Origin of the sequence: Streptomyces sp. SM1 (assembly GCF_002910825.1) — a bacterium.
In the GTDB taxonomy this organism is placed as follows: Bacteria; Actinomycetota; Actinomycetes; order Streptomycetales; family Streptomycetaceae; genus Streptomyces; species Streptomyces okerensis.
Map to the genome: position 1 here is coordinate 11,751 of NZ_NEUB01001054.1, position 24,819 is coordinate 36,569.

The window sequence follows — 24,819 nt, forward strand, 5'->3', positions numbered from 1 at the left end:
CCCAAGGCACGTCTAAGATGCGCCCCATGAGCTTTGGGCAGGGGGGACCTCCGCAGCAGTGGGATCCCTGGAAACCGAATTCCCAGCAGCCGTGGAGCAGCGACGGCGGGGGCCAGTCGCCGGACTGGGCCGCGCTCGCCGACGCGTCCGAGGCCCGCGCCAAGCGGCGCCGGCTGCTGTTCATAGGCGGCGGCGCGCTCGCGACCGTCGCGATAGGCACGGCCGTCGCGGTCGCCGTCGTCTCGGCGAACGGCGGCAGCCAGGCCTCGCCTGGCGGGTCGTCCCAGCTGCCCGGGGCCTCCGATGTCGGCATACAGAGCCCGACGGGCACGGTCCCGTCGTTCGCGCCGACGAGCGCCCCGCCTCCGCTGGACCCGGACGACTTCATCGCCAGCGCGGTGAAGGACAAGGCCCCGCTGAGTCCCGACATCCTCTTCCCGGGCACGCAGCTGACCATGGGTGAGACGGTGTACAAGAAGGGCCCGACGGCGGACACCGAGAACTGCGCCTCGGCCGCGAAGGCCACGCTCCCCAAGGCGCTCACCGGCAACGGCTGCACACGCCTGATCCGGGTCACCTACACCAAGGACAACGTGGCGGTGACGGTCGGCGTGGCCGTGTTCGACACCCAGGCGCAGGCGACCAGGGCCCGGCAGCAGACCGACGGCAAGAGCATCGTCAAGTCGCTGTCGGGCGGCGGTGTGAAGGACTTCTGCTCCGGCGCGGTCTGCCGCTCCACCCGCAACTCCCTGGGACGCTACGCCTACTTCACCCTGGCCGGCTTCACCGACGGCAAGAACGTGACGGAGAAGGACAAGGCGGTCTTCGCCACGGGCGACGACCTCCAGGAGTTCACGTTCCGTCAGATCCGCCGCCGGGGCGAGGCCCAGGCGTCGGCGGCGGCGAACGAGTAGCGCCGCCGCCGGGACGGAGTCAGCAGCACCTGCCGGCCGGCAGGGACCGCTTGTTGCGGGCTTCCCTGCTGCGGGCCGCCAGCAGCTCGTCGGCCGGGTAGCCGACCTCTTCCAGGGTCAGGCCGTGCGGGCGTACGACATGCACGGCCGAATCCCGTACGCCCGCCGCCAGGACCTTCCCGGGCCAGTCCGGCGGACGGTGGCCGTCGCCGACGAACAGCAGGGCGCCGATCAGCGAGCGCACCATGTTGTGGCAGAAGGCGTCCGCCCGGACCGTGGCGGTGACGATCCCGTCCTCGCCCCGCACCAGGCTCAGCTCCTGGAGGGTCCGGATGGTCGTGGCCCCCTCCCGCTTCTTGCAGTAGGCGGCGAAGTCGTGCTCCCCGAGCAGCCCGCGGGCGGCCTCGTTCATCGCGTCGACGTCCAACGGCCAGTCGTGCCAGAGGACATGGCCGCGCAGCAGCGGGTCGACTCCCCCGGGGTTGTCGGTGACGCGGTAGGCGTAGCGCCGCCAGATCGCGGAGAACCGCGCGTCGAACCCGGGCGGCGCCTCTCGGAGCGCCCACACCCGCACGTCCCTCGGCAGCCGCCCGGCGAGCCGCTTCAACAGCTTCGGGTGGTGTTCGGCCCACACCTCCCGCGGCAGATCGACGTGCGCGACCTGGCCCCGGGCGTGCACACCGGCGTCGGTCCGCCCCGCCACGGTCAGCTCGTACGTCGTCCCCGCGGACCGCGTCACGGTCCGCAGCGCGTCCTCGATCTCCCCCTGCACGGTCCGCCGCCCCCCGGCCTGCTTGGCCCACCCGGAGAACTCGGCCCCGTCATAGGAAAGGTCCAACCGCACCCGCACATCGTCACTCACACGGAGATCCTCTCACCCACGAAGAAGCGGGCCCGCTCCTCAGAAGGAGCGGGCCCGCAACAGCGCCCCAGGGGGGCGCGGGGCTGTGTCGACCAGCGGCTCCGCCGCGCGGGCGCGACAAGCGACCACGAAGCCGCAGCCGCAGCCGCAGCCGAACAGTCCCCCACCAGAACGCTTACGCGTCCTTCGACTCCTCGGCCGGGGCCTCGGCAGCCTCGTCCTTGGACAGGTCCGCCTTCGCCTCGGCGGCAGCGCCCTCCGCGTCCTTCGCGGAACGCTTCGTCGCAGCCTCGGCCTCGCCGACCGCGGTCTGCTGAACCGTCAGCGCCTCGACCAGCTCGATGACGGCCATGGGCGCGTTGTCGCCACGGCGGTTGCCGATCTTGGTGATGCGGGTGTAGCCACCGGGACGGTTCTCGTACCGCGGGCCGATCTCGGTGAAGAGCGTGTGGACGATGCTCTTGTCCGTGATGACCTGGAGCACCTGACGGCGGTTGTGAAGGTCGCCCTTCTTCGCCTTGGTGACCAGACGCTCGGCGTACGGACGCAGCTTGCGCGCCTTCGCCTCGGTGGTGGTGATGCGGCCGTGCTCGAACAGCGCCTTCGCGAGGTTCGCGAGGAGGAGCTTCTCGTGCGCGGCGCTGCCGCCCATACGGGCACCCTTGGTGGGCCTCGGCATGGTGTTTCTCCTAGGTGTCTGCCCCGGCCGTATCAGGTACCGGAGTCAGTATCCGAGCAGACGGTTGTCTGTCGGAGATCCGGGGCGACCCCGAAGGGGCGCCCCGGAAGGGGCGCGGGACGGTGTCGATATGCGACTCCGTCGCGGGGGCGCGACAAGCCACAGCGGACCCGCACCCGAGAATCAGGCCTCCTCGCGGAGCGCTCAGTACTGCTCGGTCTCCACGAACCCGGCGTCCGCGTCGTCGTCCGCGCCGAACGCGTCCGCCGCGGCGGTGGGGTCGAATCCGGGGGGCGAGTCCTTCAGCGCGAGACCCATGCCCGCCAGCTTCGCCTTGACCTCGTCGATCGACTTCGCACCGAAGTTGCGGATGTCGAGCAGGTCGGCCTCGCTGCGCGCGACGAGCTCACCCACGGAGTGGATGCCCTCACGCTTGAGGCAGTTGTACGACCGAACGGTGAGCTCCAGCTCCTCGATCGGCAGCGCCAGATCGGCGGCGAGAGCGGCATCCGTGGGGGACGGGCCCATGTCGATGCCCTCGGCGTCGATGTTGAGCTCGCGGGCCAGACCGAACAGCTCGACCAGGGTCTTTCCGGCCGACGCCATGGCGTCACGGGGACGCATGGCCTGCTTGGTCTCGACGTCGACGATCAGCTTGTCGAAGTCGGTGCGCTGCTCGACACGGGTCGCCTCGACCTTGTAGGTGACCTTGAGAACCGGCGAGTAGATCGAGTCGACCGGAATGCGCCCGATCTCCTGACCGACCTGCTTGTTCTGGACGGCCGAGACGTAACCGCGGCCGCGCTCGACCGTCAGCTCCATCTCCAGCTTGCCCTTGCCGTTGAGCGTGGCGAGGACGAGGTCGGGGTTGTGCACCTCGACACCGGCCGGCGGGGCGATGTCGGCGGCGGTGACCAGACCCGGGCCCTGCTTGCGCAGGTACATCACGACCGGCTCGTCGTGCTCCGAGGAGACGACCAGCTGCTTGATGTTGAGGATCAGGTCGGTGACGTCCTCCTTGACGCCCGGCACGGTGGTGAACTCGTGCAGGACGCCGTCGATGCGGATGCTGGTGACAGCGGCTCCGGGGATCGACGACAGGAGGGTACGGCGGAGGGAGTTGCCGAGGGTGTAGCCGAAGCCCGGCTCCAGCGGCTCGATCACGAACCGGGAGCGGAATTCGTCGACGACCTCTTCGGTCAACGAGGGACGCTGAGCGATCAGCATGTGGAGATCCTTCAGTCAGGGGCGCCCGCTATTTGACGCCCGACCATTACGGCAAGGGTACGGGCGATACGACCCGAAAGAGCCGTACCGCCCGGAAAACCCTGGTGAAGCGAGATCAGACGCGACGGCGCGGATCACCCCCACGTCGGCGGGGACGGCCGTCGCGCCGGATCAGACGCGGCGGCGCTTCGGCGGGCGGCAGCCGTTGTGGGGGGTCGGGGTGACGTCCTGGATGGAGCCGACCTCGAGGCCCGTGGCCTGCAGGGAACGGATCGCGGTCTCACGACCGGAACCCGGGCCCTTGACGAACACGTCGACCTTGCGCATGCCGTGCTCCTGGGCGCGGCGGGCGGCCGACTCGGCGGCCATCTGCGCGGCGAACGGCGTGGACTTCCGGGAGCCCTTGAAGCCGACGTGGCCGGCGGAGGCCCAGGAGATCACGTTGCCGGACGGGTCCGTGATGGAGACGATCGTGTTGTTGAACGTGCTCTTGATGTGCGCGTGGCCGTGAGCGACGTTCTTCTTTTCCTTGCGGCGCACCTTCTTGGCAGCGCCCTGACGACCCTTGGGGGGCATCTATTACTCCTACGGGAGGTGGTCGGTCCTGCAGCAAGACCGCTGGATGAGCGTCCGCTGAGGACTACTTCTTGCCCGGCTTCTTCTTGCCGGCGATGGCGCGACGCGGGCCCTTGCGGGTACGCGCGTTGGTGCTGGTGCGCTGACCGCGGACGGGCAGACCACGACGGTGACGCAGACCCTGGTAGGCACCGATCTCGACCTTGCGGCGGATGTCGGCCTGGATCTCGCGACGGAGGTCACCCTCGGTCTTGATGTTGTTGTCCACGAACTCACGGATCGCGACGAGCTGCTCCTCGGAGAGGTCGCGAACGCGGGTGTTCGGGTCGACGCCGGTGGCGGCCAGCGTCTGCTGCGAAAGGGTCCGGCCGATGCCGAACACATAGGTGAGGGCGATCTCCACGCGCTTTTCGCGCGGGATGTCAACACCGGAAACGCGTGCCATTCAATGGCTCCAGTTAGTTGTCGGAGGTCTTCCACAGGCCCGCTTCCCAGCCCGCCGTACGAGGTACGGACCGGGTCCCCGGCCTCCGAGCCGGGGGTGTCGAGCCTTGCGGCTCGGGACCTGCGTATGAACGTGTACTGCTCGCGTCGCGCGAAGTTCTGCGAAGTCGCAGAGGGTGGATCGTGCTGCGGTCAGCCCTGGCGCTGCTTGTGGCGCGGGTTGTCGCAGATGACCATGACCCGGCCGTGACGGCGGATCACCCTGCACTTGTCGCAGATCTTCTTGACGCTCGGCTTGACCTTCATGGGTGTGAGGTTCTCCGGGTCAGTGCCATCACCCCGGCGCGAGCCGGGGCGGGGGCAAGATCTACTTGTACCGGTAGACGATCCGGCCACGCGTCAGGTCGTACGGAGACAGCTCCACCACGACCCGGTCGTCAGGGAGGATGCGGATGTAGTGCATACGCATCTTGCCGCTGATGTGAGCCAGGACCTGGTGGCCGTTCTGGAGCTCCACCTTGAACATGGCGTTCGGGAGAGACTCGACGACAGTGCCTTCGATCTCGATGGCACCTTGCTTCTTGGCCACGCTTCGCCCTTCGAATCGACTACCTTGATCGACTCTGGCGTGCACCGCGTGAGTACATTGTGAGTACATGCAGACATGCGGGTGCACAAGAGCCGACGAGTCAGTCTACGTCAGCGCACCCTGAAACACGAATCGTGGAATCCTGCCCCGCACGGGAGATCCTTAACCAAGGGGATCCGGAGCGGCCGTGATGCCCATCTCCGCCAGCTTGGCCTTGCCACCGTCGGGGGCGGTCAGGACCAGGGGGCCCTGTTCGGTGAGGGCGACGGAGTGCTCCCAGTGGGAGGACCAGGTGCCGTCGGTCGTGATGACCGTCCAGTCGTCGGAGAGGACCTCGGTCCTCGGGGTGCCCAGGGAGACCATCGGCTCGATGGCGAGACAGAGACCGGGCACCAGCTTCGGCCCCTTGCCCCGCTTGCGCTCGACGTAGTTCAGCAGGTGCGGGTCCATGTGCATCTCGGTGCCGATGCCGTGGCCGCCGTAGTCCTCGACGATCCCGTACTTGCCGCCGCCCGGCTTCGGCTGCCGGCGGATGTACGTCTCGATCGCGCGGGAGATGTCGACGAGCCGGTTGCCCTGCTTCATGGCCGCGATGCCGGCCCACATCGACTCCTCGGTCACCCGGGACAGCTCGACCAGCTCCGGGGAGTGGCCGGACCCGACGAACGCGGTGTACGCGGCGTCACCGTGCCAGCCGTCGATGATCGCGCCGCAGTCGATGGAGATGACGTCGCCGTCCTTGAGGACGACGTCGTCGGAGGGGATGCCGTGGACCACGACCTCGTTCACGGAGGTGCAGATGGTCGCCGGGAAGCCGCCGTAGCCGAGGAAGTTCGGCTTGGCGTCGTGCTCGGCGAGCACCTTGCGGGCGACCTGGTCCAGATCCTTCGTCGAGGCCCCGGGCACGGCGGCCTCACGGGTGGCCGCGTGGATGGCGGCGACGACCAGCCCCGCCTCACGCATCTTGGCGATCTGCTCGGGGTTCTTGATCTGCACCATCTGGGCTGACGCCTCCTGCCGCGGGTTCATGTCCAACCCCTCCACGATACGCGCCCGCTCGAGCCGAAGCCGAGGTGGCGGCCCTCCCGGAGAGGCCTCGCGCGACCGGCCTCCGATCGCCCTGTCAGGGGCAACGTGGCGGTAGTCACACCCGTACTGTCTGCGATAGAAGCCGTTGACGGACCCAACTGGCCAACCTAGCCTCACAGTTGCCACCCGGTGACCTCGACTGGCAGCACACAGCTCCTACGCTCAGGACCGGCTGTACGGTCCCCAGAGATAGAGGTATACGTAATCAAGAAGTCCTGACGCCCGGTGCCGGCCATGGCCGCAAGACTGTCCTACTTGGCCGGCAGCTCACTGAGTTCCGCCCGGCCGGAGTCGACGTCGATGACATAGAAGCCGGTACGGCTCTGCTTCGGCCCCGGCATGTCCTGACTCTCGCCACCCTCCGACGCACCCTCCGCACGCACCGGCGCGTCCTGGAAGAGGCCGTCCGGGTGGTGGCTGTACGTCGTCGCCACCAGGCGCTCGCCGTCCGGCGAGAACTGCATACCGCCAACGCCCTTCTCGACCTCGATCCAGCGCCGGACCTTGCCCGTCGACAGATTCATCAGGCCTATGCGGCTGACGGGCAGATCGCCCTCCAGCACCGCGGCCGTCCTCATCCCGGGAGCGACATCGAGCCAGGCCCAGTCGGTCTTCTCGTACCGTTCGGTCGCGGCGTTGTACAGACTCCACTCACGCCCCGTTCACCGCGTCCCCGTCCGGCTGCTGCACGAGCTGCGTCGTGCAGTACGCCGAGACGGCGACCTGCCCCGCGGCTATCGTCTCGCGCGGCGGGGACCGGTCCGGACGGGCCACCACGTCCGAGACCTCGGACTGCCCTTCCGGGTCACCACCCGTCAGGGCCACCGACACCCCGACGACTGCGGCGACCACGGCGACCGCCAGGCCGCGGCTCCTGCGGCGGGGCAGCGAACGCTGCTCCCGCTCGGTGGAATCGTCGGACCGTGGCGACTGTTCGGGCTTGATGGCCGTACCTCCTCGGCAGAGCACTTCCGGGGTGCCCAAGAAGGAAGGCAGCGGCCCCCGCCGGGGGGGCCGCTGCCTTCCTTCGCAAGCTGTTACGAACCGGACAACGCCGACATGGCCCGCTTCGTGACGTCAGCCACCTTCCCCATCGCGGAGACCGTGGTCACAAGGCCCTGGGCCTTGTAGTAGTCGATGATCGGCTCGGTCTGCGTGTGGTAGACCTCGAGCCGCGTGCGGACGGTCGCCTCGGAGTCGTCATCCCGCTGGTACAGATCGCCGCCGCAGACGTCGCAGACGCCTTCCTGCTTCGGTGGGGTGTACGTCACATGGAAGACGTGAGCCGAGTCGTTGCGGCAGACGCGCCGGCCGGCGATCCGCTTGACGACCTCGTCCTCCGGGGCCTCCAGGTCCAGCACCGCGTCGAGCTTCATGTCCTCGGCCTCGAGCAGCTCGTCCAGCGCCTCGGCCTGGGAGACATTGCGCGGGAAGCCGTCCAGCAGGAAGCCGCCCTCGGCGTCGGGCTGCTTCATACGGTCCTTGGCCATGGCGATGGTGACCTCGTCGGGAACGAGATCGCCCGCGTCCATGTAGGACTTCGCGAGCTTTCCCAGCTCGGTCTGCCGGCCGATGTTGGCGCGGAACAGGTCGCCCGTGGAGATGTGCGGGATGCGCAGTTTCTCGGCAAGGCGGGCGGCCTGCGTACCCTTACCTGCACCCGGCGGCCCGACGAGGACGATTCGCATCAGCGGAGGAACCCTTCGTAATTGCGCTGCTGAAGCTGGCTCTCGATCTGCTTCACGGTCTCGAGACCGACACCCACGATGATCAGGATGCTGGTCCCGCCGAACGGGAAGTTCTGGTTTGCCCCGAAACCAGCCAACGCCATCGTCGGCACGAGAGAGATCAGCCCCAGATACAGCGAACCCGGCCAGGTGATCCGGTTGAGTACGAAGCTCAGGTACTCAGCGGTCGGTCGGCCAGCCCGGATGCCCGGGATGAAGCCACCATACTTCTTCATGTTGTCGGCGACTTCTTCGGGGTTGAAGGTGATAGCCACGTAGAAGAACGCGAAGAACACGATCAGGAAGAAGTACAGAACGATGTGCGGCGCCGCTCCCGGATCCGCCAGGTTCTTCTCGACCCAGGTCTTCCAGCCGGCCGTGCCACCCGCGAACTGCGCGACCAACGCCGGGATGTACAGCAGCGACGAGGCGAAGATGACGGGGATGACGCCCGCCTGGTTCACCTTGAGCGGGATGTAGGTCGACGTGCCGCCGTAGGAGCGGCGGCCGATCATACGCTTGGCGTACTGCACCGGGATCCGGCGCTGAGCCTGCTCGACGAAGACGACCAGGCCGACCATGACGAAGCCGACGACCATGACGGTGCCGAACTCGATCCAGCCGCCCGCCAGGCTGCCCTGCTCCTTGATGGCCCACAGGGCGGAGGGGAAGGTCGCGGCGATCGAGATGAACATCAGGATCGACATACCGTTGCCGATGCCGCGGTCGGTGATCAGCTCACCGAGCCACATGACGGCGGCCGTACCGGCGGTCATGGTGACGACCATGGTGATGGTCACGAAGATCGACTGGTCCGGGACGATCTGGCCGGCGACGGGGCAGCCCGGGAAGAGGGAACCGCTGCGGGCGGTGGCCACCAGGCCGGTGCCCTGGAGGATGGCGAGCGCGACCGTGAGATAACGGGTGTACTGCGTGATCTTCGCCGTACCGGCCTGGCCCTCCTTCTTCAGGGCTTCCAGACGCGGGATCACGACGGTCAGCAGCTGCAGGATGATGCTCGCGGTGATGTAGGGCATGATGCCCAGCGCGAAGATCGTAATCTGGAGCAGCGCGCCGCCGCTGAACATGTTGACGATACCGAGGAAACCTTGGTTCGCTTCGGCCGCGTTGATACAGGCCTGGACGTTGCGATAGTCGACACCAGGAATCGGGACGTTCGTACCGATGCGGTACACGACGATGATGCCGAGCGTGAAGAGCAGCTTCTTGCGCAGGTCGGGCGTCTTGAACGCCCGGGCGAACGCGGTGAGCACGGTGCCTCCTGCGACCCCCCGCGCAACTGCGTCAAGGGTGACGGTTTTGAGATTCCGACTAAGGACGATTACGTAACGGTCAACTGCCGCCGTGAGTGCCCCGTACGGGGCACCCGAGGTCAATGGGCAGCGCAGGCCACCTTACCGGCGACACCGCCCCCCTAGGAACGACCAACCGGGGATACCCCATTTGTGGGGTATCCCCGGTCGGGATCGCTCTACGTCATCGGGACACCTGAAGAAGTCAGACGAGCTCGGTGACGGTACCGCCGGCGGCGGTGATCTTCTCCTTGGCGGAGCCGGAGACGGCGTCGACCGTCACCTGCAGCGCCACGGAGATCTCGCCCTGGCCCAGGACCTTGACGAGGCTGTTCTTGCGCACGGCACCCTTGGCGACCAGGTCCTCGACCGTGACCTCTCCACCCTCGGGGTAGAGGGAGGCGAGCTTGTCCAGGTTGACGACCTGGAACTCGGTCTTGAACGGGTTCTTGAAGCCCTTGAGCTTCGGGAGACGCATGTGGAGGGGCATCTGGCCACCCTCGAAGCGCTCCGGAACCTGGTAACGGGCCTTGGTGCCCTTGGTACCACGACCGGCCGTCTTACCCTTCGACGCCTCACCACGACCGACACGGGTCTTCGCGGTCTTGGCGCCGGGGGCGGGACGGAGGTTGTGGATCTTGAGCGGGTTCTGCTCCGCCATGATCAGTCGACCTCCTCGACCGTCACGAGGTGGCGGACGGTGTGCACCATGCCGCGGAACTCGGGACGATCCTCCTTGACGACCTGCGTGTCGATGCCCTTGAGACCAAGGGAACGCAGGGTGTCACGGTGGTTCTGCTTGCTGCCGATGTAGGACTTGACCTGCGTAATCTTGAGCTGCGCCATGACCTACGCACCCGCCCCGGCACGTGCGCGGAGAAGAGCCGCGGGGGCGACGTCCTCGAGGGGCAGACCACGGCGGGCCGCGATCTCCTCGGGACGCTGCAGGCCCTTGAGGGCCTCCACGGTCGCGTGCACGATGTTGATCTGGTTGTCGGAGCCGAGCGACTTCGACAGCACGTCGTGGATACCGGCGCACTCGAGCACGGCGCGCACCGGACCACCGGCGATCACGCCGGTACCCGGGGACGCCGGCTTGAGCAGCACGACGCCGGCAGCCTTCTCACCCTGGATGGGGTGCGGGATGGTGCCCTGGATGCGGGGGACCTTGAAGAAGTGCTTCTTGGCCTCCTCAACACCCTTGGCGATGGCGGCCGGCACCTCCTTGGCCTTGCCGTATCCGACACCCACGGTGCCGTCACCGTCGCCCACCACGACCAGCGCGGTGAAGCTGAAGCGACGACCACCCTTCACAACCTTGGCGACGCGGTTGATCGCGACTACGCGCTCAACGTACGCGGTCTTCTCGGCGGCGGATGCGCCACCGTCACGGCCCTTCCGGTCCCGCCGCTCGCCGCCACCGGCACCGCCACCGCGGCGCTGGGGTCCAGCCATTGGAATTACCTCTCTCTGTTTCCGCTAGCTCGCAGCAACAACAGTCGCTACCGCGACGGGCGGCTCTAGAACTTCAGACCGGCTTCGCGGGCGGCGTCCGCCAGGGCGGCGATGCGCCCCGCGTACTGGTTGCCACCGCGGTCGAATACGACAGCCTCGACACCGGCGGCCTTGGCGCGCTCCGCGACCAGGGCACCGACCTGCTTGGCCTGCGAGGACTTGTCGGCCTCGCCACCACGGATCGATGCGTCCAGCGTGGACGCCGAAGCCAGCGTGTGGCCCTTGAGGTCGTCGATCACCTGCGCCACGATGTGGCGGTTGGAGCGGGTCACGACCAGGCGGGGACGCTCTGCGGTACCAGAGACATTCTTGCGGATCCGGATGTGACGGCGCTTGATAGCAGCACGCTTGTAGGCGTCGCCCTTGAGGATCTTCTGCCCGTATGCCATGGCTTACTTACCCGCCTTTCCGACCTTGCGCCGGATGACTTCGCCCTCGTACTTGACGCCCTTGGCCTTGTACGGGTCGGGCTTGCGCAGCTTGCGGATGTTGGCCGCGACCTCGCCGACCTTCTGCTTGTCGATTCCCTCGACCGAGAAGTGCGTCGGGTTCTCGACCTTGAAGGTGATGCCCTCGGGGGCCTCGACCGTGATCGAGTGGCTGTAGCCGAGGGAGAACTCCAGGTTCGAACCCTTGGCGAGCACGCGGTAACCGACACCGCTGATCTCGAGCTTCTTCACGTAACCCTGGGTCACGCCGGTGATCATGTTCGCCACCAGCGTGCGGGACAGGCCGTGCAGGGCCTTGTTCTGACGCTCGTCGTTGGGGCGGGTGACGCTCAGCACGCCGTCCTCACCCTTGGCGATCTCGATCGGCGCCGCGACGGTGTGGGTCAGCGAGCCCTTGGGGCCCTTGACCGAGAGCGTCTGGCCGTCGATGGTGACGTCCACGCCGGCGGGAACCGCGATGGGGAGCTTGCCGATGCGCGACATAGCTGTTTCCTCCGTTCCCTTCCGTTACCAGACGTAGGCGAGGACTTCTCCGCCTACGCCCTTCTTGCCGGCCTGCTGTCCCGTGAGGAGCCCGTGGGACGTGGAGATGATCGCCACGCCCAGGCCGCCCAGGACCTTCGGCAGGTTGGTGGACTTCGCGTACACCCGGAGACCGGGCTTGGAGATCCGCTTGATGCCCGCGATGGAGCGCTCACGGTTGGGACCGAACTTGAGGTCCAGGACGAGGTTCTTGCCGACCTCGGCGTCCTCGACCTTCCAGCCCGTGATGAAGCCCTCCTGCTGGAGGATCTCCGCGATGTGCGACTTGATCTTCGAGTGCGGCATCGCCACGGTGTCGTGGTACGCCGAGTTCGCGTTCCGCAGACGCGTAAGCATGTCTGCGATCGGATCAGTCATGGTCATGAATTGGCCTTCGGCCTCTCTCGCCGGGGTTTCCTGGTGCGCCATCCCTCTCCCCGATCCGAGACGGGACGGGTGCGGCGCGGTGGACCTACGGCGTAGTAAGCAAACATGAGCGGGCGTTGCCCGCGTGCGTGCGGGCACGGCAGGCGCCCAACCCCACAAGCCTAAGCCATGCGGAGTGGGCCTCCCGCCGTTCCCCTTGCTTACCGAGAGCCCTGGAGTCCGGAACTACCGGGACTACCAGGAGCTCTTGGTCACGCCCGGCAGCTCGCCACGGTGAGCCATCTCACGAAGGCACACCCGGCACAGGCCGAACTTGCGGTACACGGAGTGCGGACGACCGCAGCGCTGGCAGCGGGTGTAGCCGCGCACTCCGAACTTGGGCTTGCGAGCAGCCTTCGCGATGAGAGCCTTCTTCGCCATCTCGCTCACGCCTCCTTGAACGGGAAGCCGAGGTGACGGAGAAGGGCGCGGCCCTCTTCGTCGTTGGTCGCCGTGGTCACCACGGTGATGTCCATACCCCGGGTGCGGTCGATCTTGTCCTGGTCGATCTCGTGGAACATGACCTGCTCCGTGAGACCGAAGGTGTAGTTGCCACGGCCGTCGAACTGCTTGGGGGACAGACCACGGAAGTCGCGGATGCGCGGGAGCGCGAGCGACAGGGTGCGGTCCAGGAACTCCCACATGCGGTCGCCACGAAGCGTGACGTGGGCACCGATCGGCTGGCCCTCGCGCAGCTTGAACTGCGCGATGGACTTACGGGCCTTGGTGACGGCCGGCTTCTGACCGGTGATCGTGGTGAGGTCGCGGATGGCGCCCTCGATCAGCTTGGAGTCGCGGGCGGCGTCGCCCACACCCATGTTGACCACGATCTTGACGAGGCCGGGAACCTGCATGACGTTCTCGTAGGAGAACTGCTCACGCAGCTTGCCCGCGATGTCCTCGCGGTACTTCGTCTTCAGACGCGGAGTGGTGGTGGTCGTCATCAGATGTCCTCACCCGTCCGCTTGGCAACGCGGATCTTGTTGCCTTCGTCGTCGAAGCGGTAACCGACGCGCGTGACGACCTTGTTCCCGTCCTTCTCCACGACCAGCTGGACGTTGGAGACGTGGACCGGAGCCTCGGTGGTCACGATGCCGCCGGCCTGCGAACCGCTGGCGGTCGGGCCGGCCTTGGTGTGCTTCTTGACCCGGTTGACACCCTCGACCAGGACACGCTCGTCGCGCGGGTAAGCGGCAATGACCTTGCCCTGCTTGCCCTTGTCCTTGCCGGTGATGACCTGGACCAGGTCGCCCTTCTTGATCTTCATGCTCACAGCACCTCCGGCGCGAGGGAGATGATCTTCATGAACTTCTTCTCGCGCAGCTCTCGGCCGACCGGGCCGAAGATACGGGTGCCACGAGGGTCGCCGTCGTTCTTCAGAACGACGGCGGCGTTCTCGTCGAAGCGGATGTACGAGCCGTCCGGACGGCGGCGCTCCTTGACGGTGCGAACGATGACCGCCTTGATGACGTCACCCTTCTTCACGTTGCCACCGGGGATCGCGTCCTTGACGGTGGCGACGATGACGTCACCGATGCCCGCGTAGCGGCGACCGGAGCCACCGAGCACACGGATGCAAAGGATTTCCTTCGCCCCCGTGTTGTCGGCGACGCGCAGTCGCGACTCCTGCTGGATCACGTCTATCTCCTGTTTGTCTGCCGGTTCCCCGGGAGCCGCTCACCCTGTCGGGCGAGCGGACCCCGGAGCCTGGCGGAACTGCCCTGCGAGGGATGCCCCGCAGGAACGTCTGGGGAATTCCCTTGCGGGAATTACCTACTTGGCCTTCTCGAGGATCTCGACGATGCGCCAGTGCTTCGTCGCCGACAGCGGCCGGGTCTCCATCAGGAGGACGCGGTCGCCGACACCGGCGGCGTTCTGCTCGTCGTGGGCCTTGAGCTTGCTCGTGCTGCGGATGACCTTGCCGTACAGCGCGTGCTTCTTGCGGTCCTCGACGGCGACGACGACGGTCTTGTCCATCTTGTCGCTGACGACGATGCCCTCGCGGGTCTTACGGTCGCCCCGGACCTCGGGGTTGGTCTCAGTCACGTTGTTCTCGCTCATCAGGCGTTCTCCACCGTTTCGATGCCCAGCTCACGCTCGCGCATCAGGGTGTAGATCCGCGCGATGTCCTTGCGGACCGCCTTCAGACGGCCATGGTTCTCAAGCTGTCCGGTCGCCGCCTGGAAGCGGAGGTTGAACAGCTCTTCCTTGGCTTCGCGGAGCTTCGCCAGAAGCTCCTCGTCACCCAGCTCGCGCAGCTCGGACGCCTTGGTACCGGCCGACATCACGCTTCACCTGCCTCGCGCTTGACGATCCGGCACTTCATCGGCAGCTTGTGGGCTGCGCGAGTGAGGGCCTCACGGGCGATCTTCTCGTTGGGGTAGGACAGCTCGAACATGACCCGGCCCGGGTGCACGTTCGCGATCCACCACTCCGGCGAACCCTTACCGGAACCCATGCGGGTCTCGGCCGGCTTCTTCGTGAGCGGGCGGTCCGGGTAGATGTTGATCCAGACCTTGCCGCCACGCTTGATGTGGCGGGTCATCGCGATACGGGCCGCCTCGATCTGGCGGTTGGTCACGTACGCCGGCGTGAGGGCCTGAATGCCGTACTCGCCGAACGCGACCGTCGTACCGCCCTTGGCCTGACCACGGCGCTTCGGGTGGTGCTGCTTGCGGTGCTTGACCCTACGGGGGATCAGCATGTCGGTCAGGCCTCCGTTCCGGTGCTCTCAGCCGGAGCGGCAGCCGGAGCCTCGGCCTTGGGGGCCTCGGCAGCGGGAGCCTGCTGCGGCTTGCGACCGCGACCGCCACGCTCGCCACCGCGGCCACCACGGGCCGGGCGGTCGGCACCGCCACGGGCCGGGCGGTTGCCGGCACGGGCGGCGGCGTTCTCGGCGCGGACCTCGGCGATGTTCTTGACGTCGCCCTTGTAGATCCAGACCTTCACGCCGATGCGGCCGAAGGTCGTCTTGGCCTCGAAGAAGCCGTAGTCCACGTTCGCGCGGAGCGTGTGCAGGGGCACACGGCCCTCGCGGTAGAACTCCGAGCGGGACATCTCGGCGCCGCCGAGGCGGCCACCGCACTGGATCTTGATGCCCTTGGCGCCGGCCTTCATCGTGCCCTGCATGCTCTTGCGCATGGCACGACGGAAGGAGACGCGGGAGGACAGCTGCTCGGCGACGGCCTGGGCCACCAGCTGAGCGTCCGTCTCCGGGCTCTTGACCTCGAGGATGTTGAGCTGGACCTGCTTGCCCGTGAGCTTCTCGAGGTCGCCGCGGATGCGGTCGGCCTCGGCGCCACGGCGGCCGATCACGATGCCCGGACGCGCGGTGTGGATGTCCACACGGACCCGGTCACGGGTGCGCTCGATCTCCACCTTCGAGATGCCGGCGCGCTCCATGCCGGACGTCATCATCCGACGGATGGCGACGTCTTCCTTGACGTAGTCCTTGTACAGCTTGTCGGCGTACCAGCGCGACTTGAAGTCGGTGGTGATGCCGAGCCGGAACCCATGCGGGTTAACCTTCTGGCCCATTACCGGGTTCCTTCCTTGCTGCTGACGACCACGGTGATGTGGCTGGTCCGCTTGCGGATCCGGTAGGCGCGGCCCTGGGCACGCGGACGGAACCGCTTCAGGGTCGGGCCCTCGTCGACGTAGGCCTCGGCAACGAAGAGGCTGTCGGCGTCGGTGTGGTCGTAGTTGTGCGCGGCGTTGGCAATGGCGCTGTCCAGCACCTTGCCCACCGGCACGCTCGCGGCCTGCGGGGCGAAACGCAGGACCGCCTGAGCCTCCGTGGCATCCATGCCACGGATGAGGTCCACCACGCGGCGGGCCTTCATGGGCGTGACGCGGATGTACCGCGCCTGGGCCCTGGCTTCCATGGTTGTCCCTTCAGTGTCTGTCATGGTCGATTGCACCCCGCCGACTAGCGGCGCTTCGACTTCCGGTCGTCCTTGACGTGGCCCCGGAAGGTGCGGGTCGGCGAGAACTCGCCGAGCTTGTGGCCGACCATCGACTCGGTGACAAACACCGGGATGTGGGTCTTGCCGTTGTGCACCGCGATCGTGTGGCCCAGCATCGCCGGGACGATCATCGAGCGACGGGACCAGGTCTTGATGACGTTCTTGGTACCGGCTTCGTTCTGGACGTCCACCTTCTTGATCAGGTGGTCGTCGACGAAGGGTCCCTTCTTCAAGCTACGAGGCATCTCAACCCGTCCTTAGCGCTTCTTGTTCGTCTTGCGGCGGCGGACGATGTACTTGTTCGACGCCTTCTTGGGCGAACGAGTACGGCCTTCCTTCTTGCCCCAGGGGGACACGGGGTGACGGCCACCGGAGGTCCGGCCCTCACCACCACCGTGCGGGTGGTCGACCGGGTTCATCACGACACCACGGACGGTCGGGCGGACGCCCAGCCACCGCTTACGGCCGGCCTTGCCCCAGTTGATGTTGCTCTGCTCGGCGTTGCCGACCTCGCCGACCGTGGCGCGGCAGCGCTGGTCGACCAGGCGGATCTCTCCGGACGGCATGCGGAGGTGGGCCATCGAGCCCTCCTTCGCGAGCAGCTGCACGGAGGCACCGGCGGAGCGGGCGAACTTGGCACCGCCACCGGGACGGAGCTCGATCGCGTGGATCGTGGTACCGACCGGGATGTTGCGGAGGGCCAGGTTGTTGCCCGGCTTGATGTCGGCCCCGGGACCGTTCTCCACGCGGTCGCCCTGCTGCAGGTTGCGCGGGGCGAGGATGTAGCGCTTCTCGCCGTCGGCGTAGTGCAGCAGCGCGATGCGCGCGGTGCGGTTGGGGTCGTACTCGATGTGCGCGACCTTCGCCGGCACGCCGTCCTTGTCGTGACGACGGAAGTCGATCACGCGGAAGGCGCGCTTGTGGCCACCACCCTGGTGGCGGACGGTCACACGACCGGAATTGTTACGGCCGCCCTTGCTGTGCAGGGGACGGACCAGCGACTTCTCCGGCGTGGACCGCGTGACCTCGACGAAGTCGGCGACGCTGGAGCCACGACGGCCCGGAGTCGTCGGCTTGTACTTGCGGATACCCATTGTCTCTCAGTCCTCGGAAGCTATTCCGAAATCTGGACGATCCTGACCGCTTACGCGGTCGGACCGCCGAAGATGTCGATACGGTCGCCCTCTGCGAGGGTCACGATCGCGCGCTTGGTCGCCGCACGCTGGCCGAAGCCGGTGCGGGTCCGCTTGCGCTTGCCGATGCGGTTGATCGTGTTGACCCCGGTGACCTTGACCTCGAAGACCGCCTGGACGGCCTGCTTGATCTGGGTCTTGTTCGCGCCCGGGTCGACGAGGAACGTGTACTTGTTCTCGTCGATCAGCGCGTAGCTCTTCTCCGACACGACCGGCTTGAGCAGCACGTCACGGGGGTCCGTGTACGACTTGCTCACCGGGGTGACGACGGTGTTCCTGCCTTCGGCCTCGTGGCGGCGCGCCTTGGCGACGCGACGGGCCTTGGCCGCCTTGGCGGCCTTCGAGGCGATCGAGGGGTGACGGGCAGCCATCAGACCTCGCTCCCTTCGTTGTCGTTGGCCTTGTTCGGGCCGGCGACGAAGGACTCGAAAGCGGCCTGGGTGAAGACCACATCGTCCGAGACGAGAACGTCGTACGTGTTCAGCTGGCCCGGCTCCAGAATGTGGATCTGGGGCAGGTTGCGGGCGGACAGCCACGCGGCCTCGTCGGCGCGGTCGACGACCAGGAGCAGGTTCTTGCGCTCCGAGATCTTGCCGAACAGCGTCCTGGCGGCCTTCGTGGAGGGCGTCTCACCCTCGATCACGCCGGTGACGACGTGGATGCGGTTGTGGCGGGCCCGGTCGGTGAGGGCGTGGCGCAGGGCCGCGGCCTTCATCTTCTTCGGGGTCCGCTGCGAGTAGTCACGCGGCTGCGGGCCGTGGACGACGCCACCGCCGGCGAACTGCGGGGCGCGGGTCGAACCCTGACGGGCGCGGCCGGTGCCCTTCTGGCGGTACGGCTTGCGGCCGCCACCACGGACTTCACCGCGACGCTTGGTCTTGTGCGTGCCCTGGCGGGCAGCGGCGTTCTGCGCGACGACGACCTGGTGGATCAGCGGAATGCTGATCTTCTCCACGCCGAAGATCTCCGCGGGGAGCTCGACGCTTCCGGTCTTCTCGCCGGCAGGCGAAAGGATGTCAACAGTGCTCATCGGTTACCTCAGGCCCCCTTGGCCGCGGTGCGGACCAGGACGAGGCCGCCGTTCGGACCGGGAACCGCGCCCTTGATGAGCAGCAGACCCTTCTCCGCGTCAACGGCGTGGACGGTCAGGTTCTGGGTGGTGACCCGCTCGTTGCCCATGCGACCCGCCATGCGGAGGCCCTTGAACACGCGGCCCGGGGTGGCACAGCCACCGATGGAGCCCGGCGAGCGGTGCTTGCGCTGGGTGCCGTGACCGGCGCCGAGGCCCTTGAAGTTGTGACGCTTCATGACACCGGCGAAGCCCTTGCCCTTGCTCTTGCCGGTGACGTCGACCTTCACGCCGGACTCGAAGACCTCGGCGGTGACTTCCTGGCCCAGCGTGTACTCGGAGGCGTCCGCGGTGCGGATCTCGACGAGGTGACGACGGGGGGTGACGTCGGCCTTGGCGAAGTGGCCCTTGAGGGGCTTGTTCACCTTGCGCGGGTCGATCTCGCCGAAGGCGATCTGGACCGACTCGTAGCCGTCGACATCGTTCGTACGGACCTGGGTGACGACGTTCGGGCCGGCCTTGACGACGGTGACCGGAACAACACGGTTGTTCTCGTCCCACACCTGCGTCATGCCGAGCTTCTCGCCCAGGATGCCCTTGATCTGCTTGGTCATCTTCAGATCACCGCCCTCAGAGCTTGATCTCGATGTCGACACCGGCCGGGAGGTCGAGTCGCATCAGAGAGTCAACGGTCTTGGGGGTCGGGTCGAGGATGTCGATCAGGCGCTTGTGCGTGCGCATCTCGAAGTGCTCGCGCGAGTCCTTGTACTTGTGCGGCGACTTGATGACGCAGTACACGTTCTTCTCAGTGGGCAGCGGCACCGGGCCCGCGACCGACGCACCAGTGCGAGTCACCGTCTCGACGATCTTCTTCGCCGAAGAGTCGATGACCTCGTGGTCGTAGGCCTTGAGCCGGATGCGGATCTTCTGTCCCGCCATGGCTACTCCGTAGTCCTGTTTCTCTCAACGCTCTGGCATCCGGCGTTCCACACTCTCGTCCTCCGACCCACGCGGTCGGGCGTGTCGCACTCTCGCTGACATGGATGTCCTACGTTCGAACATCCCTGCGGGATTTGACACGGCCCTACCAGAACCGCGGACCGGGGGCGAAAGGCCCACCGGGCGCCTGGTCGGCATCGCACACACGCTTTCCGGAAGATTCCCGTACGTCCGCCCCTCATCAGGGGCGACGAGTACCGTGGGACTCGCTTCCAGCCCTCCCGGCGGGAGGCGCGCAGCATCAACACTCGACCGAGCAACTCCGACAGTTTGCCACAGTGGGCGGGCCCCTGGCCAATCGGGCGGAAGACACTACCCCGGGGGTGATGTGGATCAAACGCGGGAGCGGCCGGCACCCGGCTCGCCGCTTCGAGGCGTGCCGCCGGGCAACGCGCAGATCCTTCGGGTACCGGATCACTTCCACTGTCGGGTGATCTCACCGAATCGCTGCCCTCGTCGCGATGTGAGCAGGGCAGACTGAGCTCTCACGGATCACGGACACGGGAGGTCCCGATCATGGTCAGGGTGAGGCTGGAGACCAGCCGTGAGCACGTCGCCGAGCTGGCACGTCTGCGGGATCCGGTCGGTGCGGTCGAAGAACTGCTGTGGAATGCCCTCGACGCCGACGGCGGATGCGTCGTCGCACCCTGGAGCGAAACGACCTCGGTGGTGCGGACCGTGTTCGGATCCAGGACGACGGTCATGGAATGTCCGCCGAAGAGTGCGAAGAGTACTTCCGGCCGATCGGCTCGTCCTGGAAGAAGCGGGCGAAGGGCACACCGGTCGGGAACCGCGCTCTGCACGGCAAGAACGGACGGGGTCGGGTACGCGCCTTCGCCCTGGGTACCTTCGTACGCCGGACCAGCGTGAGCGATACCTCTCAGGGGAGACGACAACTCGTCATCGAGGCCGACAGGCATTCCATGGACGAGTTCGACATCGGCGAGCCCGAGCCGGCGGACGAGCCCACGGGCACACTGTTCGAAGCCTTCGGCGGCGATGAGCTTGATGTGCTCGCCGAGGAGCGCGCCAGATCCTCGCTCACCGCGACCTTCACCACCTACCTGGAGAAGTATCCGGGCGTCCGTATCGAGTACGACGGCCGTGATCTCGACCCCGCGGCGGAACAGTTGCACGCCGGCGACTACCTCCTCGACGCACCCTCCGGCGGGAGCGGCGGGCCCGCGCGGCTCAGAGTCGTCGAGTGACGCAGGCCGGTCCCCCGCGCACTCTTTCTGTGCGACGCCGAGGGGATGTCCCGCTTCTGTGCGACGCCGAGGGGATGTCCCGCGCCCACCTCAAACCGGGGATCCAGGCTCCCGGCTTCGAGTTCACCGCCCATCTGAGCTGGAGCGGCTTCGACGACGTCGACTCCGAGCAGCTCGCCTTCACCGACTGGGCGCCGGACGGCCCCCTGACCGAGATGCTCGCGGCAGCGCGCGAGCAGTTGCGCACCCACTTCCGCGCCCGTGTCGACGAACGACGACGGGAGCAGGTCGCCGAGTGGCAGCGCGACGGCATCTACCCCTATTCCGCCGATCCGGCCGACGAACGGGAACGGGCGGAGCGCGAGACCTTCGACGCGGTGGCCACCACCGTCTTCCGTCACCTGCCGAAGTCGAAGGGCACGCGCAGAACGACCTTCGCGCTCTTGCAGTCGGTACTGGCGCATGAGCCTTCGGACGTTCTGCGGATCGCGGACGAGCTCTTCGCCCTGTCGAAGCAGGAGAGGGACGAACTGATCCGGCTCCTGGAGCGGACCACCCTCTCAGCGCTGATCAAGGCCTCGACCGCGGTGGCCGACCGCATCGACTTCCTCACCGCCCTGGAACACCTCGTCTTCGCTCCGGAGACGAAACCGCGCGTCAAGGAACGGGACGAACTCCACCGCGTCCTGGAGGACAGCTGCTGGGTCTTCGGCGAGGAGTACGCGCTGCACGCCAGTGATCGCAGCCTCCACGAAGTACTCGTCCAGCACTGTCGGCTGCTCGGCCGTGAGGTTCCCGCGCCGGGGCCTGTCCTGCGCGAGGACGGTCGGCCCGGCCGGGTCGATCTCATGCTGTCCCGCGCCGCACGGTGACCCCACAACCCGACTTGCCGCCGTCCCCGTCCGTAACCTCAGCCTCCAGCTGTCCTCCACACCGCGCGGCGCCCGTCTCGCCCGGCTGCTCGCCACCGAGCAACTGCGCACGTGGGGACTGCCGACGCACCCGGCGGAACTCGTCGTCGCGGAGCTGTCGGCCAACGCCGTCACCCATGGCCGCGTCTCCGGCCGGGACTTCCGGCTGTTGCTGTACGTCGTCGGCGGCATCCTCCGCATCGAGGTCACCGACACGCGCGGTGACCGGATGCCGTGCCCACAGCACTCCGCCACCGACGCCGAGTCCGGCCGCGGTCTGCTGCTCGTGGACGCCCTCGCCGACCGCTGGGGAGTCGTCCCCGGGCCACCCCCGCTCAAGACCGTCTGGGCCGAGGTGGGGACCGGGTCCGCCGGTTCCCGGCCCGTCGTCCCGCCCCGGTGACCGAAGACTCGGCTCGGCGCGTGACGGCCGTGCGAGGGCAGCTCGGCCCACGTCCCCATCGTGGCCTCCAGCGTCCAGATGCGGACCTCGGCCCTCGCCCGGTCCGCGTACGGGTCCCGCTCGGAGACGATGCTCAGATCGGCGGTGCCCGGTTGCTGTCGTACGGCGTGCGCAGTCAGGTCCATGCCTGTGGTACCGCCGTCACAGAGCAAAGTGAGGAAGGAGCCGCCTCAGGTCCGCGAGTGCAGCGCCCTGACGTGCCACGCCCATGGCGCCTACGCCCCGCCGAACGTGTCATCCTCATCGAATCCGAGCTCGTCCTCGATGCCCAGCTCCCCCGCCGCGTGCCGGCGCAAAGAATCCGGCCCGCCCGGCACTGTCATCGTGCGTTTCCTCGCACCTTTCCTGAAGCCCGACGGAAAGGCCCGGCCCGTCACTCCTCAGGAATGCCGACCGCGCAGGGCCTTCCATGCGTCACTGACCGCGCAGGCGCACTCCAGCCGCCAGGCCTCCAGTTTGTCCAGCACGTTTGACACCACCTTCCACCACTTGAGCCACAGCGGCAGCTCCCGGAAGGGCACAAAGGTCAGGGTGTCGTCGACAGCGTTCTCAGCGATGCTCCCGCGTCCGGGGCCTGCCGCCCGCAACACGGCGTACAGCTCCGGTGTCAACGCCCCGTTGATCCGGGCCGCGGTACCCACCGCCGTGAAGGCAAACCCGCGCTGAGCGACATCCGGCAACCGCGTCGCCCCGGACGATCCGGGGCGACGCCTCCTCCAGCGGACAGTTGAAGGCCAACCCGATCGCCGCCGTACCGAGATGGTCCGCACCGCGCCCGTACGCGGCATCCCAATCGGAGGGGTCGTCGACACCCAGCAACCCTTCACCGGTCGCCCAGTCCCACCCGTCCGCCACGGCACTCAGTCCACGAACCGGAACGTCGTCGTGATCGCGTCGAAGATGTCGAAGAAAGAGTCCGCGAGGTCCAGTACCTGGCTGCTGCCGGCGACCAGGGCGACCTTGCCCTCCTGGCCGGGCACGGGGATGAAGGTCTGCATCAGTACGGCGCGGATGGTCCGGTCGGGTTCGTCGCCCGGGACGGGGATGTCCTCGATGCCGTACGTCCGTGCGGCCGGGCCCACGCCGGGTATCTCGACGGTGGTGACCTTGCGCCAGGAGTCGCCCGGCTTCTTCGCCTCCTTGACGACGAGTTGGGCAGCGATGGCGGCCGGGTCGGTGGGCAGCGGGTCACCCTTGCTCGTACGGCCGCCGACCAGGGACACCGTCACCGATCCGGTGATCGGGGTCTCACCGCCGAAGCTCTCCGCCATGCGGCCGCAGTACAGTGCGCCCGACTTCCAGGCGTCCGCGGCGGCCTTCCGCAGGAAGGAGACGTACGTGTCCCGGTGCGGGGCCAGCTCCGGGTGCTCGCACAGGCGTTCGTTCACCATCCGGCGGATCGAGTCGTCCCGCGACTCCGGCCGCACGTCGAACTCCCACCATGTTTCCGGCACCTTGATCCGGAAGCCGCCCCGTTCGACGGTCAGCGCCTCCGGCAGCGGGCCATGGCGCCGACGCCCCCTTGGCTCGATGACTCGGTGACTCGATGACTCGGTCGACCGTCCGGACATCGTCCCGTCGCGCGGTGTCCGCCGTCACGGAGGCCCGGTCTGTCGTCCCACGGAAAGCGTCCCGGCCCGCGCACCGGCGCGAGGGCGGCGCCTGTTCTCCTGCGGTCCCCGTGACGAGGACCGCAGGACAGCCGGACCGGGTGGGCCTTCAGCCCGTCTTGGCCACCGTGAGGACGACCGCCGCGTCCTCCAGGGCTCCCAGGGCGTGGCGGGCCGGGGGGATGGTGATGAGGTCGCCGGTGCGGCCCTCCCATTCCGTGTCGCCGCTGGTGAGGCGCACGCGGCCGCGCAGGACCAGGAGGGTGGCCTCGCCGGGGTTCTCGTGCTCGGCGAGGATGGTGCCGGCGGTCAGGGCGAGGAGGGTCTGGTGCAGGGTGTGTTCGTGGCCGCCGTAGACGGTGGTGGCGCTGCGGCCGTTGGAGGCGGCGGCGCGTTCCAGGTGTTCGCGGGCGAGGGCGTCGAGGGAGAGCTTCTGCATGGCTGCAAGCCTTCCCGCACAGGCACGGAAGTTACCAGGGCCATGTGGGGCACATCGTGGTGTCGGCCACGGTCGGTCGTAGGGCCGTACCGGGCGGCGGGGCCCTCCGTGATATTGGCGCTGTGCCGTCGACACCGCTGCCCCCGGAGCCCATCACGCCCGACCCGCCGGAGGCGATCGCACGTCCGCTGCTCACGCAGTCCTGGCTCGACCTGACGTTCGTGCACTGGGCGGTGGACCCGGCCGACGTGGCCGGTCTGCCGCCGCCGGGTACGGTGCCCGACACACTGGACGGGGTCACGTACGTGGGGCTGGTCGCGTTCCGGATGCACCGGGTGGGGTGGCTGCGGCTGCCGGGGGTGCCGTATGCACTTCGTCACCGTCCGCTGGGGCATGCACGGCGCGTTCTTCGGGCGGTCGGTGTATCTGCCCAACGCGCATCCGCGCTGGCCGCTGGAGCGGGCCGAGCTGGTGGAGTGCGAGCAGGACCTGATCACGGCGGCGGGTCCGCCGGCGCCGGCCGGGGAGCCGGTGAGCGTGCTGTACTCACCGGGCGTCCCCGCCCGCTTCGGCCGGCCGGCCCGTCCGGCCGGCATTCCCCCCCCCGTGACGCGGGTGCGTGTGTCCCGG

Annotated in this window: 40 protein-coding genes and 1 pseudogene; 5 read left to right on the plus strand and 36 right to left on the minus strand. The window is 67.7% G+C overall.

Features of this window, described 5'->3' with window-relative positions:
• Window positions 1-26 precede the first annotated feature (26 nt).
• Window positions 27-914: a hypothetical protein gene (locus tag B9S61_RS39770; protein WP_103546588.1), complete on the plus strand. Its 888-nt coding sequence runs from the start codon at window positions 27-29 to the stop codon at window positions 912-914.
• A 19-nt stretch (window positions 915-933) separates the two neighbouring features.
• Here the strand turns inward: B9S61_RS39770 and truA are convergent, their stop codons facing one another.
• From truA to rpsJ, 33 genes are all read right to left on the minus strand, one after another.
• Window positions 934-1,776 carry a tRNA pseudouridine(38-40) synthase TruA gene (gene truA / locus B9S61_RS39775; RefSeq protein ID WP_103546589.1) on the minus strand — a complete coding sequence of 281 codons (843 nt, stop codon included), beginning with the start codon at window positions 1,774-1,776 and terminating at the stop codon, window positions 934-936.
• A 175-nt stretch (window positions 1,777-1,951) separates the two neighbouring features.
• Window positions 1,952-2,455 carry a 50S ribosomal protein L17 gene (gene rplQ, locus B9S61_RS39780; RefSeq protein ID WP_103546590.1) on the minus strand — a complete coding sequence of 168 codons (504 nt, stop codon included), beginning with the start codon at window positions 2,453-2,455 and terminating at the stop codon, window positions 1,952-1,954.
• A 204-nt stretch (window positions 2,456-2,659) separates the two neighbouring features.
• Entirely contained in the window at window positions 2,660-3,682 is a 1,023-nt protein-coding gene (locus B9S61_RS39785; RefSeq protein ID WP_003966937.1) for a DNA-directed RNA polymerase subunit alpha, read from the minus strand.
• Window positions 3,683-3,853: 171 nt separating this feature from the next.
• Entirely contained in the window at window positions 3,854-4,258 is a 405-nt protein-coding gene (rpsK, locus tag B9S61_RS39790; RefSeq protein WP_003956432.1) for a 30S ribosomal protein S11, read from the minus strand.
• 64 nt (window positions 4,259-4,322) lie between these two features.
• On the minus strand, window positions 4,323-4,703 hold the full coding sequence (gene rpsM, locus B9S61_RS39795; RefSeq protein WP_103546591.1) for a 30S ribosomal protein S13: 381 nt from the start codon (window positions 4,701-4,703) through the stop codon (window positions 4,323-4,325).
• A gap of 191 nt (window positions 4,704-4,894) precedes the next feature.
• Complete coding sequence (rpmJ, locus tag B9S61_RS39800; protein WP_003974245.1) at window positions 4,895-5,008, minus strand: 50S ribosomal protein L36; 114 nt, start codon at window positions 5,006-5,008, stop codon at window positions 4,895-4,897.
• 61 nt (window positions 5,009-5,069) lie between these two features.
• A complete protein-coding gene (gene infA, locus B9S61_RS39805) occupies window positions 5,070-5,291 on the minus strand; it encodes a translation initiation factor IF-1 (RefSeq protein ID WP_003948620.1) in 222 nt (73 codons plus the stop codon).
• 162 nt (window positions 5,292-5,453) lie between these two features.
• Window positions 5,454-6,290, minus strand: a complete 837-nt coding sequence (gene map, locus B9S61_RS39810; protein ID WP_103546618.1) for a type I methionyl aminopeptidase — start codon at window positions 6,288-6,290, stop codon at window positions 5,454-5,456.
• Between the two features lie 341 nt (window positions 6,291-6,631).
• Window positions 6,632-6,958, minus strand: a complete 327-nt coding sequence (locus B9S61_RS43180) for a hypothetical protein (protein WP_258040132.1) — start codon at window positions 6,956-6,958, stop codon at window positions 6,632-6,634.
• A 73-nt stretch (window positions 6,959-7,031) separates the two neighbouring features.
• Window positions 7,032-7,364 carry a hypothetical protein gene (locus tag B9S61_RS43185; RefSeq protein ID WP_258040134.1) on the minus strand — a complete coding sequence of 111 codons (333 nt, stop codon included), beginning with the start codon at window positions 7,362-7,364 and terminating at the stop codon, window positions 7,032-7,034.
• 53 nt (window positions 7,365-7,417) lie between these two features.
• A complete protein-coding gene (locus tag B9S61_RS39820) occupies window positions 7,418-8,068 on the minus strand; it encodes an adenylate kinase (RefSeq protein WP_103546592.1) in 651 nt (216 codons plus the stop codon).
• Window positions 8,068-9,381, minus strand: a complete 1,314-nt coding sequence (gene secY, locus B9S61_RS39825; RefSeq protein ID WP_103546593.1) for a preprotein translocase subunit SecY — start codon at window positions 9,379-9,381, stop codon at window positions 8,068-8,070. Before secY ends, B9S61_RS39820 begins: the two co-directional genes overlap by 1 nt.
• A 244-nt stretch (window positions 9,382-9,625) precedes the next feature.
• A complete protein-coding gene (gene rplO, locus B9S61_RS39830) occupies window positions 9,626-10,081 on the minus strand; it encodes a 50S ribosomal protein L15 (RefSeq protein WP_004927223.1) in 456 nt (151 codons plus the stop codon).
• Window positions 10,082-10,083: 2 nt separating this feature from the next.
• Window positions 10,084-10,266, minus strand: a complete 183-nt coding sequence (rpmD, locus tag B9S61_RS39835; protein ID WP_103546594.1) for a 50S ribosomal protein L30 — start codon at window positions 10,264-10,266, stop codon at window positions 10,084-10,086.
• A 3-nt stretch (window positions 10,267-10,269) separates the two neighbouring features.
• Window positions 10,270-10,875: a 30S ribosomal protein S5 gene (rpsE, locus tag B9S61_RS39840; RefSeq protein WP_103546595.1), complete on the minus strand. Its 606-nt coding sequence runs from the start codon at window positions 10,873-10,875 to the stop codon at window positions 10,270-10,272.
• Window positions 10,876-10,940: 65 nt separating this feature from the next.
• Complete coding sequence (gene rplR, locus B9S61_RS39845) at window positions 10,941-11,324, minus strand: 50S ribosomal protein L18 (protein WP_055592173.1); 384 nt, start codon at window positions 11,322-11,324, stop codon at window positions 10,941-10,943.
• Window positions 11,325-11,327: 3 nt separating this feature from the next.
• Window positions 11,328-11,867 carry a 50S ribosomal protein L6 gene (gene rplF / locus B9S61_RS39850; RefSeq protein WP_103546596.1) on the minus strand — a complete coding sequence of 180 codons (540 nt, stop codon included), beginning with the start codon at window positions 11,865-11,867 and terminating at the stop codon, window positions 11,328-11,330.
• A 24-nt stretch (window positions 11,868-11,891) separates the two neighbouring features.
• Window positions 11,892-12,290 (minus strand): 30S ribosomal protein S8, encoded by a 399-nt coding sequence (gene rpsH, locus B9S61_RS39855; RefSeq protein ID WP_103546597.1) that lies wholly within the window; start codon window positions 12,288-12,290, stop codon window positions 11,892-11,894.
• A gap of 237 nt (window positions 12,291-12,527) precedes the next feature.
• Complete coding sequence (locus B9S61_RS39865) at window positions 12,528-12,713, minus strand: type Z 30S ribosomal protein S14 (RefSeq protein WP_003948630.1); 186 nt, start codon at window positions 12,711-12,713, stop codon at window positions 12,528-12,530.
• Between the two features lie 5 nt (window positions 12,714-12,718).
• Window positions 12,719-13,276 carry a 50S ribosomal protein L5 gene (rplE, locus tag B9S61_RS39870; protein WP_103546598.1) on the minus strand — a complete coding sequence of 186 codons (558 nt, stop codon included), beginning with the start codon at window positions 13,274-13,276 and terminating at the stop codon, window positions 12,719-12,721.
• Window positions 13,276-13,599, minus strand: a complete 324-nt coding sequence (rplX, locus tag B9S61_RS39875) for a 50S ribosomal protein L24 (RefSeq protein WP_016645174.1) — start codon at window positions 13,597-13,599, stop codon at window positions 13,276-13,278. Before rplX ends, rplE begins: the two co-directional genes overlap by 1 nt.
• Window positions 13,600-13,601: 2 nt before the next feature.
• Window positions 13,602-13,970 (minus strand): 50S ribosomal protein L14, encoded by a 369-nt coding sequence (rplN, locus tag B9S61_RS39880; RefSeq protein ID WP_006376015.1) that lies wholly within the window; start codon window positions 13,968-13,970, stop codon window positions 13,602-13,604.
• 135 nt (window positions 13,971-14,105) lie between these two features.
• Window positions 14,106-14,393: a 30S ribosomal protein S17 gene (gene rpsQ, locus B9S61_RS39885; protein ID WP_103546599.1), complete on the minus strand. Its 288-nt coding sequence runs from the start codon at window positions 14,391-14,393 to the stop codon at window positions 14,106-14,108.
• Window positions 14,393-14,617, minus strand: a complete 225-nt coding sequence (gene rpmC / locus B9S61_RS39890; protein WP_030831683.1) for a 50S ribosomal protein L29 — start codon at window positions 14,615-14,617, stop codon at window positions 14,393-14,395. Before rpmC ends, rpsQ begins: the two co-directional genes overlap by 1 nt.
• Window positions 14,617-15,036: a 50S ribosomal protein L16 gene (gene rplP, locus B9S61_RS39895; protein ID WP_004927269.1), complete on the minus strand. Its 420-nt coding sequence runs from the start codon at window positions 15,034-15,036 to the stop codon at window positions 14,617-14,619. Before rplP ends, rpmC begins: the two co-directional genes overlap by 1 nt.
• 5 nt (window positions 15,037-15,041) lie before the next feature.
• Window positions 15,042-15,869 carry a 30S ribosomal protein S3 gene (gene rpsC, locus B9S61_RS39900; RefSeq protein WP_030220998.1) on the minus strand — a complete coding sequence of 276 codons (828 nt, stop codon included), beginning with the start codon at window positions 15,867-15,869 and terminating at the stop codon, window positions 15,042-15,044.
• On the minus strand, window positions 15,869-16,216 hold the full coding sequence (rplV, locus tag B9S61_RS39905; protein ID WP_103546600.1) for a 50S ribosomal protein L22: 348 nt from the start codon (window positions 16,214-16,216) through the stop codon (window positions 15,869-15,871). The genes rpsC and rplV overlap by 1 nt, the downstream gene beginning before the upstream one ends.
• Window positions 16,217-16,260: 44 nt before the next feature.
• Window positions 16,261-16,542 carry a 30S ribosomal protein S19 gene (gene rpsS / locus B9S61_RS39910; protein ID WP_003948639.1) on the minus strand — a complete coding sequence of 94 codons (282 nt, stop codon included), beginning with the start codon at window positions 16,540-16,542 and terminating at the stop codon, window positions 16,261-16,263.
• Window positions 16,543-16,554: 12 nt separating this feature from the next.
• Window positions 16,555-17,391: a 50S ribosomal protein L2 gene (gene rplB, locus B9S61_RS39915; protein WP_103546601.1), complete on the minus strand. Its 837-nt coding sequence runs from the start codon at window positions 17,389-17,391 to the stop codon at window positions 16,555-16,557.
• A gap of 50 nt (window positions 17,392-17,441) precedes the next feature.
• The gene (gene rplW / locus B9S61_RS39920; RefSeq protein ID WP_103546602.1) at window positions 17,442-17,861 is read right to left on the minus strand and encodes a 50S ribosomal protein L23; all 420 of its coding nucleotides are present in this window, start codon (window positions 17,859-17,861) and stop codon (window positions 17,442-17,444) included.
• Window positions 17,861-18,520, minus strand: coding sequence for a 50S ribosomal protein L4 (gene rplD / locus B9S61_RS39925; protein WP_103546603.1), 660 nt, complete (start codon window positions 18,518-18,520; stop codon window positions 17,861-17,863). Before rplD ends, rplW begins: the two co-directional genes overlap by 1 nt.
• A gap of 8 nt (window positions 18,521-18,528) precedes the next feature.
• A complete protein-coding gene (gene rplC / locus B9S61_RS39930) occupies window positions 18,529-19,173 on the minus strand; it encodes a 50S ribosomal protein L3 (protein WP_030220985.1) in 645 nt (214 codons plus the stop codon).
• Window positions 19,174-19,189: 16 nt separating this feature from the next.
• Window positions 19,190-19,498: a 30S ribosomal protein S10 gene (gene rpsJ / locus B9S61_RS39935; protein WP_003948644.1), complete on the minus strand. Its 309-nt coding sequence runs from the start codon at window positions 19,496-19,498 to the stop codon at window positions 19,190-19,192.
• Between the two features lie 767 nt (window positions 19,499-20,265).
• Between rpsJ and B9S61_RS43190 the strand changes: the two genes are divergently transcribed.
• The 3 genes from B9S61_RS43190 to B9S61_RS39945 all read left to right on the plus strand — a co-directional run bounded on the left by B9S61_RS43190 (window position 20,266) and on the right by B9S61_RS39945 (window position 22,080).
• The gene (locus tag B9S61_RS43190; RefSeq protein ID WP_258040135.1) at window positions 20,266-20,766 is read left to right on the plus strand and encodes a hypothetical protein; all 501 of its coding nucleotides are present in this window, start codon (window positions 20,266-20,268) and stop codon (window positions 20,764-20,766) included.
• A 74-nt stretch (window positions 20,767-20,840) separates the two neighbouring features.
• On the plus strand, window positions 20,841-21,638 hold the full coding sequence (locus tag B9S61_RS43195) for a hypothetical protein (RefSeq protein ID WP_258040136.1): 798 nt from the start codon (window positions 20,841-20,843) through the stop codon (window positions 21,636-21,638).
• Window positions 21,610-22,080, plus strand: a complete 471-nt coding sequence (locus B9S61_RS39945; protein ID WP_103546619.1) for an ATP-binding protein — start codon at window positions 21,610-21,612, stop codon at window positions 22,078-22,080. Before B9S61_RS43195 ends, B9S61_RS39945 begins: the two co-directional genes overlap by 29 nt.
• 440 nt (window positions 22,081-22,520) lie before the next feature.
• Here the strand turns inward: B9S61_RS39945 and B9S61_RS43200 are convergent, their stop codons facing one another.
• The 3 genes from B9S61_RS43200 to B9S61_RS39960 form a co-directional block, all read right to left on the minus strand.
• Complete coding sequence (locus B9S61_RS43200; RefSeq protein ID WP_258040137.1) at window positions 22,521-22,781, minus strand: hypothetical protein; 261 nt, start codon at window positions 22,779-22,781, stop codon at window positions 22,521-22,523.
• Window positions 22,782-23,000: 219 nt separating this feature from the next.
• The gene (locus tag B9S61_RS39955; RefSeq protein WP_258040138.1) at window positions 23,001-23,711 is read right to left on the minus strand and encodes a hypothetical protein; all 711 of its coding nucleotides are present in this window, start codon (window positions 23,709-23,711) and stop codon (window positions 23,001-23,003) included.
• A 148-nt stretch (window positions 23,712-23,859) separates the two neighbouring features.
• Window positions 23,860-24,189 carry a cupin domain-containing protein gene (locus B9S61_RS39960; protein WP_103546604.1) on the minus strand — a complete coding sequence of 110 codons (330 nt, stop codon included), beginning with the start codon at window positions 24,187-24,189 and terminating at the stop codon, window positions 23,860-23,862.
• A gap of 122 nt (window positions 24,190-24,311) precedes the next feature.
• On the opposite strand from B9S61_RS39960, the pseudogene B9S61_RS39965 reads away from it, so the two are divergent.
• Window positions 24,312-24,795, plus strand: a pseudogene (locus tag B9S61_RS39965) (DUF2071 domain-containing protein); the annotation flags it as partial.
• Window positions 24,796-24,819 lie beyond the last annotated feature (24 nt).